The sequence below is a fragment of the Lentzea sp. NPDC060358 genome (assembly GCF_042725365.1).
Lineage (GTDB): Bacteria > Actinomycetota > Actinomycetes > Mycobacteriales > Pseudonocardiaceae > Lentzea.
On sequence record NZ_JBHXCW010000317.1, the window covers coordinates 1 to 7,479 of the forward strand.

The window sequence follows — 7,479 nt, forward strand, 5'->3', positions numbered from 1 at the left end:
GGGTCCCGCACAGGCGCATGTGCGGGACCCGCTCCACGTCAGGGGGTGGACAGCTCGAACCGCCGGACGGCGACCGAGCCCCCGAGCGCCTGGGTGGCGTGGTTGAAGATGCCGAACCGGTAGCCCATGAAGAACTGCCACTCGTTCTTCAGCGTGAACCCGGAGCCCAGCGAGGTGAAGTTCACCCCGTCGGTGCTGTAGGAGAACCGGGCCTGCCGCCCGCTGCCGGGACGGATGTCGGCGTTGGCGCGCAACCAGATCCGGGTGCCGGACAGGGGTGCGCTCGCCACCTCCGTGCCGGTGCCGGTGGTGTTCCAGTTGCTGTCCATGGTGAGGCCGTTGACCATGACGACCCGGCTGACGCCGTTGTCCCGCTTGACCCCGATCCACGCCGACGAGTCGCGCAGCATGGCCAGGCCCGTGCGGTCGCCGTCGCGCATCGACCCCACGTCGAGTGTCACGGTGCCGGTGGACGTCGGTCCCTGGACGCGGTGGGTGAGGGTGTTGCGGGCGTTGTAGAGGTCGTTGGTGACGGTCGCCGTGGACAACGTCAAGCCGTTGTTGACGCTGAACTTCGAGGTGTCCGGGTTGTGGTTCCACTCCCACTGCGGCCCGAGTCTGGTGCCGTCGAACGTGTCCACACCCGTCATGGGTTTGACCTGCCGCGGTGGTGCCGGGAGGTTCGGCTTCGGGTAGTTCTGCCCCCAGCCGCCGTTGACGGTCGTGATGCGCGGCCAGCCGTCGGAGGTCCACGTGACCGGCGCGAGCACCGGCACGCGGCCGCCGGGGTAGGCGTCGACGAAGGCCATGTAGTACCAGTCGCCGTTCTGCGTCTGCACGAGCCCGCCCTGGTGCGGCACTCCCCCGCCCTGGATCGGCGTCGGCATGTTCAGCAGCACCTGCTGCACGGTGTACGGGCCCCACGGGCTCGAGGACTTGAGCACGTACTGGCCGTTCGCGGGCTTGGTCAGCCAGATGTAGTAGCTGCCGTTGCGCTTGTAGAACCGGGCGCCCTCGAGGGTGCCGATGTTCGACGGCGTCTGGAACACCTGCTGCGACCGGACCTCGGACTTCCCGTCCGCGGACAGCTGCGCGACGCTGATCGTGGTGTTGCCGTAGGCGACGTACATCGTGTCGTTGTCGTCGACCAGCATCCCGGCGTCGTAGTAGCACTTGTTGATGGTGGACAGCTTCGACCACTGCCCGTCGACCGAGGCCGCGGTGTAGATGTGCGTCTGGGCGAAGTCGACGCAGCCGCCCCAGTAGAAGGTGTTGTTGCTCTTGCGGTGGTTGAGGAACGACGCCCAGATGCCGCGCACGTACCCGCGGCCACCGCTGAGGTCGTACTTGGAGCCGAAGTCGAGCCGCGGCACGGAGTGCCCGGCGAACTCCCAGTTGACCAGGTCGTAGGAACGCAGGACCGGCGCGCCCGGCGAGTAGTGCATCGTCGAGGCCGAGTAGTAGTACGCGTCGCCGACGCGGATGATGTCGATGTCGGCGAAGTCCTGCCACAGCACGGGGTTCGTGAACGTCGTCGCCTGCGGCGTGGTGGTCGTGGTCGTCGTGCTGGTCGTGGTGCTCGTCGGGCCGGTGCCGCCGTTGCAGGTGGTGCCGTTCAGCCGGAACGACACCGGGTCGGCGTTGGCCGAGCCGGACGTGGCGTTGAACCCGAACTCGACCTTGCCGCCGGTGGGCACGGACCCGTTGTAGGAGGCGTTGCGCGCGCTGACGTCGGCGCCGCTCTGCGTGATCACGGCGTTCCAGTGCTGGCCGACCTGCTGGCCGGAGGCGTAGGTCCACTCCAGCGTCCAGCCGGAGAGGGCGTCACCGGTGTTCGTGATCGACACGGACGCGCCGAAGCCGCCCTGCCACTCCGAGGTCTTGGTGTAGGCGACCGAACAGCCCGGTGCGGCCTGCGCGGTGGTGCTCGCCGCGAGTCCCGCGGCGACGAGGGTGAGGGCGGACAACGCCGCCCCGGCCGGTGCCCATCTCATGATCGTGACCACCTCTGGTTGCTCTGGCCGTTGCAGGTCCACAGCACCAGGCGGGACCCGTTGCCGGTCGCGGCGCCCTCGACGTCGAGGCACAGCCCGGCGTTGGTGTTGCGGACGGTCCCGTCGGTGCCGATCGTCCAGCGCTGGTTCGCCTGGCCGTTGCACTGCCAGATGATGACCCGCGTGCCGTTGGCGGTGCCCTGGTCGTAGGCGTCGAGGCACTTGTCGCCGAACACGCGGAGCTCGCCGTTGCCCCAGGAGGTCCACCGCTGGGCGGCGCGCGTGAGGCAGTCCTGGACCACCGCGCCCGCGCCGGCCGCGGTCGAGTCGTTCGCGACGTCGACGCACCGGTTCGAACCGGCACCGCGCAACCGGGAGGTCGTGTTCTCCAGCACGCTGCCGCCGGCCACGCGGAACGCCGTGACGCCGTGCGCGGGAACGGAGGCGGAGATCGCACCGGAGGTCGACGACGTGCCGCCGGACCACAGGTCCGTGAGCGTGAAGCTGCTGCCGGACAACCCGATCTGGGCGGCCGTGGTGGAGATGGTGGCGGTGCCGCTGCCGCGGTTGAACAGGCCGACCGCGACCGTGCCGTCCGAGAGCGGTTTCGCGAAGACCTCGGTGGCGCCGTCGTCGCGCACCCGGCGCCCGCCGGCGCCGAGGCCGTCCTGGTTCACCGCGATCAGCCGCTGGTTGCGCAGGACCGCGCTCACGTCCGCGGACATCGTGCGGATGTCGTTGCCCGCCATCAGGGGCGCGGCCATCAGCGCCCACAGCGTGAAGTGGGAGCGCGACTCGGTGAGCGTGAGCCCGGGACGGCCGACCACGAGCATGTCCGGGTCGTTCCAGTGACCCGGTCCCGCCTGGACGGCGAGCGGCGCGGTGACGTCGACGACGTTGCCGACGCCCATCGGGTAGCTGTTGGTGTTGCCGTTCTGCCAGATGTCGAGCAGGTCCTCGGTGGTGCGCCAGAGGTCGGCGACCTCGCTCCAGTCGTACCGGTCACCGGTCGGGGCGTGGAAGCTGTTGGAGTTGATGCTGTAGACGATCGGCCTGCCGGTGGCGCGCAGGGCGTCGCGCATGATCGAGAACCGCGCGACCTGCTCGTCGCGGGTGCCGGCGCCGGAGCACCAGTCGTACTTCAGGTAGTCCACGCCCCACGACGCGAAGATCCGCGCGTCCTGGGCCTCGTGGCCCTTGCTGCCGGTCGCGCCGGGGTGGGCGCCGGTGCTCTGGGCGCAGGTCTTCTCGTTGGGCACCTGGTAGATGCCGAACTTGAGGCCGCGCGCGTGGATGTAGTCCCCCAGCGCCTTCATGCCGCTCGGGAACTTCGAGGGGTGCGACCGCAGGTTGCCCGACGAGTCGCGCTGCGGGTCGAACCAGCAGTCGTCGACGACCACGTACTGGTAGCCGGCGTCGCGCATGCCGGTCGACACCATCGCGTCGGCGGCCTGGCGGACCTGGCCCTCGGTGATGCCGCAGCCGAAGCTGTTCCAGCTGTTCCAGCCGAGCGGCGGGGTGAGGGCGGGGCTGCCGGGCGCCGCGGGGGCGACGGGGGCGGCGGCCGGTGCGGCGGGAGCGGGCACGAAGATCGCCGCGAGCAGGAGCGCGGCGAGGAGGGACGTCCTGGACCGGGAGGGCATCGTTGCCCCTTTCTGGCAGGGAGGGGACGCCGCCGGAGGGCGAGGCCGGCGGCGTCGGTCCGCGTGCGTCAGCAGGTGGAGTTGGTCTGGGTCAGCAGGCCGAGCCGCCAGGGCAGCCGGTTGTAGTCACCCCCCGCGTTGGGGTCCAGGCCCTGGTACAGGTAGCTGAGCTTGCACGGGCTGATCTCCATCGTCTGGTCGACGTTGGTGCGCACCATCTCGCCGTGGCTGATGTCCCGCGTCCACTGCCCACCCGGGAACGTCACGTTGTTGGCGCGGGCGAACGGGTTCGACTCGCTGTCGGCCAGCGCCGTCCACTGGCCGTTGATCGCGGACGCGGTCCACGACCGGAACCAGCGCCGCCCGTCGGAGCCGATCGCCTCGTGCACCAGCAGCCACTGGTTCTTGCCGGCGATCTTGTAGACGTTGGACGCCTCGAAGAGCCGGTTGCGGTTGCTGTCCTGCATGGCGATCACCGTGTTGGTGAAGCCGTTGGGGAACTGCGACAGGTTCGTCTCCGACCGGTAGAGGTGGCCGTTGTCGTCGGAGGAGAACAGGTAGCACTTCGCGGTGTCGCACACCATCCAGAAGTCGACCCAGTAGCCGTTGCCGATGTTGTCGCGGATGATCTGCGGCATGCCGTTGGCGTAGAAGTTCTTCGGCGCCGACCACGACGACGGGTTCGAGATGTCCGAGGTCGTGGAGTACGAGGCGTTCGACCCGGTCTGGTAGACGAGGTACCAGAGGCGTTGCGGTGCGAAGTAGAACACCTGCGGCGCCGCCCGGTAGCCGCTGCCGACGCCGGAGCGGTCGAGGTAGTAGTGCGGTGCCGCCGAGGCCTGCGACCAGTCGCTGAAGCTCGTGTACATCAGGTTGTAGCCGTTGGTGTAGGTCGAGGCGAACACGTGGTACTTGCCGTTGTAGTACACGACGCTCGGGTCCTTGACGGCCACGTTCGCGTGCGTCGAGTCCGGCTTCGGGCTGATCAGCGCACCGCTCGAGTTCCAGCGGAAGCTCGACGGCAGGTTGCCCACCGGCGGGTTGCCCGTCGTGGTCGTGGTGGTGGTCGTCGTCGTGGTGGTCGTGGTCGTCGGGCCGACGTCACCGGTGCACAGCGTGCCGTTGAGGGTGAACGCGGCCGGGCTCGGGTTGGAGCCGCTGCTGGTGCCGTTGAACCCGAACTCGACGCGGCCGCCGGTGGGGATCGCCGCGTTGTAGGAGACGTTGCGGGCGGTCACCTGCGAGCCGGACTGGGTCACCTGCGCGTTCCAGGCCTGCTGCACCTGCTGACCGGCACCGAAGCTCCAGGTGAGGGTCCAGCCGTCGACCGCGTCGCCGAGGTTGGTGACGGCGACGCTCGCGGTGAACCCGCCGTCCCACTGCGACGGTGCCGAGTAGGTGACCGAACACCCCGGTGCGGCGGAGGCGGGCTGCTGGGCCACCACGGTCAGCGCCGTCATCGCGACGAGCGGGACGGTGGCGAGAGCGGCGAGCCGGGCGCGCCGGGGTGTGAACAACCGTGCGAGGGACATGATCACCCTTCGTCGTTGGAGGGGGTCTGGGGTCACGCGGCGGCGCAGGTGGCGGAACTGACCGACGGCGCACCGGATCCGGATGCGAGGAAACCGAACGTCGTCGACGCACCGGGGCTGAGCGCACCGTTGTAGGTGGCGTTCGTGACGGTGACCGATCCGCTGGCCGTGCCGCCCCAGATCTGCGTCACGGCGTGCCCGCCGGGCAGCGTGAACCGCACGGTCCAGCCGGTGAGGGCGGCCGCGGTGGGGTTGGCGACGGTGACCTCGGCCTGGAAGCCGCCGTTCCACGTGCCGGTCACCACCGGCGTCGCGGTGCAGGTCCCGCCGGGGCTCGGCCCCTCGCCGACGCTGCCCGGCACGGCTGCCAGGGCGTTGAACCAGACGGTCGCCATCTTGCTGTAGCCGGAGGCGTTCGGGTGGATGCCGTCGGGCAGGTCGGAGATCGGCACGGCCGGGTACATGTCGACGACGTGCACGCGCTTGCCCGCCGAGGCCTTGGCGCGCAGCAGCGGGACGATCGCGGAGTTGTAGTTGCGGACGGTGGCGTCGGCGAACCGGATCGGGATGATCGTCGAGACGAACACCTCCGCGTTCGGCGCCTGCGCGGTGATCTTGTCCACCAGCGCGGAAAGCCGTTGCGGCGCACCGCCGGGATCGCTGCCGTACATGTCGTTCGTGCCGATGTGGAGCAGGACCGTGCGCGGGGTGTAGGTCCGCAGCCAGTTCACGACGTTCGCGTCGACCTGCGCGATGGTCCAGCCGGGGTGGCCCTCGTGGTTGCGGTCGGGCATCGAGCCGGGACCGTCCGCCAGGGACCCCACGAAGTCGACGGAGCGGCCGGCGGCGCGCAGCTTGGTGCCGAGGTCGAGGCGGTAGCCGCCGATCGAGCCTCCCTGGGTGATCGAGTCGCCCAGCGGCATCACCCGCACGGGGTCGGCCGCGGCGGCCGGTTCCTCCGCGGTGGACCGGTCGGCGAGGGCGGGCGAGGTGGCCAGCAGGGTGGCGACCAGCGCACCGCAGAGCACTTTCAGCGGGCTGGGCATGGTGAGCCTTTCGTCGACGAGGGGTCAACGGCAGGGGCGGCTCCCAGCAATGTAACGACGCCTTCACAGCGGGGTCAAAGCTAAATGTGAGCGCTAACTTTTAGCAACCCACTTGCTGCACGGGTGTCCTGCTCACCCGGGTTCACAAGGCTGTTAACGCGAACAACGGCTGCTCAGCGGTCGGCCGCGGCGACCGAACCGCCCTCGCGCACCGGCATCGGCACCCGGTGCACCGGCGGCGTCCTGGCACCGCGCCCCCGCCCCTCGACGAGGTCTGCCAGCACGTCCACCGCGCGCTCGCCGAGCTCGTGGCGGGGCAGGGCGACCGTGGTCAGCCGGGGCCGCAGCCACGACGCGGCGGGGTGGTCGCCGAACCCGAGCACCGACACGTCACCGGGCACGGACAGCCCGGCGTCGGCGAGCGCCTGGTACGCGCCGAAGGCCAGCCGGTCGTCGAGGCAGACCAGCGCGCGCGGCCGGTGGTGGCGCAGCAGCGCGGTGGTGGCGGCGTACCCGCACTCGGGTGTCCACTCAGGACAGAACGGCAGGCTCACTACGCCGGCGCCCGCGGCGTCGAGGGCCTCGCGCAGACCGGTGACCCGGTCGCCGGCGGCGCGGGCGGCGGGACCGGCTCCGATCAGGTGGATGCCGCGCGCGTGCCCGGCGTCGAGCAGCCGGCGCGCGGCGGAGCGGCCTCCCTGCGCCTCGTCGGCGACCACGCAGGGCACGCCGGAGCGGGGCGCGGTGGCGCCGAGGAGGACGGCGGGCTCGTGCCGCAGGACGTGCGGTTCGGCGACCGCGCCGGAGCGCGCGGTGGTGAGCACCACGCCGTCCACCCGCCGGTCGTGCATCGCCTCGACGAGGCCGCGCCCCCGCGCCGGATCGCCGCCGGACTCGGCGACGAGCAGCATGAACCCCCGCCGGTGCGCGGCCTCCAGGGCGCCCTTCACCACCTCGCCCGCGAGGCCGGGCGGGTCGACGGCGTCGAGCACGAACCCGATCGTGCGCGACAGGCCGGGCCGCGACGTCCCCGGCGTGCCCCGCCGGTAGCCGAGCTCACGAGCCGTGGACCGCACCCGTTCCTGTGCGGCCTCGGAGATGCGCAGCTCTCTGGCCCGTCCGGTGAGGACGAGCGAGGCGGTGGTCACCGACACCCCGCTCGCCGCCGCCACGTCCGCCAGGGTCACGCGCGACCGTCCCGCCACGGGTCCGCCTCCTGCCGCTGTCGGCTCCGGCCGCCACCGCGGCGGCACGGCAACGGCTG

5 protein-coding genes are annotated in these 7,479 nt (G+C 71.0%); all 5 read right to left on the reverse strand.

Annotated features, from left to right (window positions below; translation table 11 throughout):
* Positions 1–38 precede the first annotated feature (38 nt).
* Complete coding sequence (locus ACFWGZ_RS37510) at positions 39–1,994, reverse strand: family 43 glycosylhydrolase (protein ID WP_382456343.1); 1,956 nt, start codon at positions 1,992–1,994, stop codon at positions 39–41.
* A complete protein-coding gene (locus tag ACFWGZ_RS37515) occupies positions 1,991–3,637 on the reverse strand; it encodes a glycoside hydrolase family 27 protein (protein WP_382456344.1) in 1,647 nt (548 codons plus the stop codon). The genes ACFWGZ_RS37510 and ACFWGZ_RS37515 overlap by 4 nt, the downstream gene beginning before the upstream one ends.
* A gap of 68 nt (positions 3,638–3,705) precedes the next feature.
* Positions 3,706–5,169, reverse strand: coding sequence for a non-reducing end alpha-L-arabinofuranosidase family hydrolase (locus tag ACFWGZ_RS37520; protein ID WP_382456345.1), 1,464 nt, complete (start codon positions 5,167–5,169; stop codon positions 3,706–3,708).
* A 32-nt stretch (positions 5,170–5,201) separates the two neighbouring features.
* Positions 5,202–6,215, reverse strand: coding sequence for a cellulose binding domain-containing protein (locus tag ACFWGZ_RS37525; RefSeq protein WP_382456346.1), 1,014 nt, complete (start codon positions 6,213–6,215; stop codon positions 5,202–5,204).
* A 173-nt stretch (positions 6,216–6,388) separates the two neighbouring features.
* On the reverse strand, positions 6,389–7,479 hold a 1,091-nt coding region (locus tag ACFWGZ_RS37530), incomplete at its 5' end, for a LacI family DNA-binding transcriptional regulator (protein WP_382456347.1).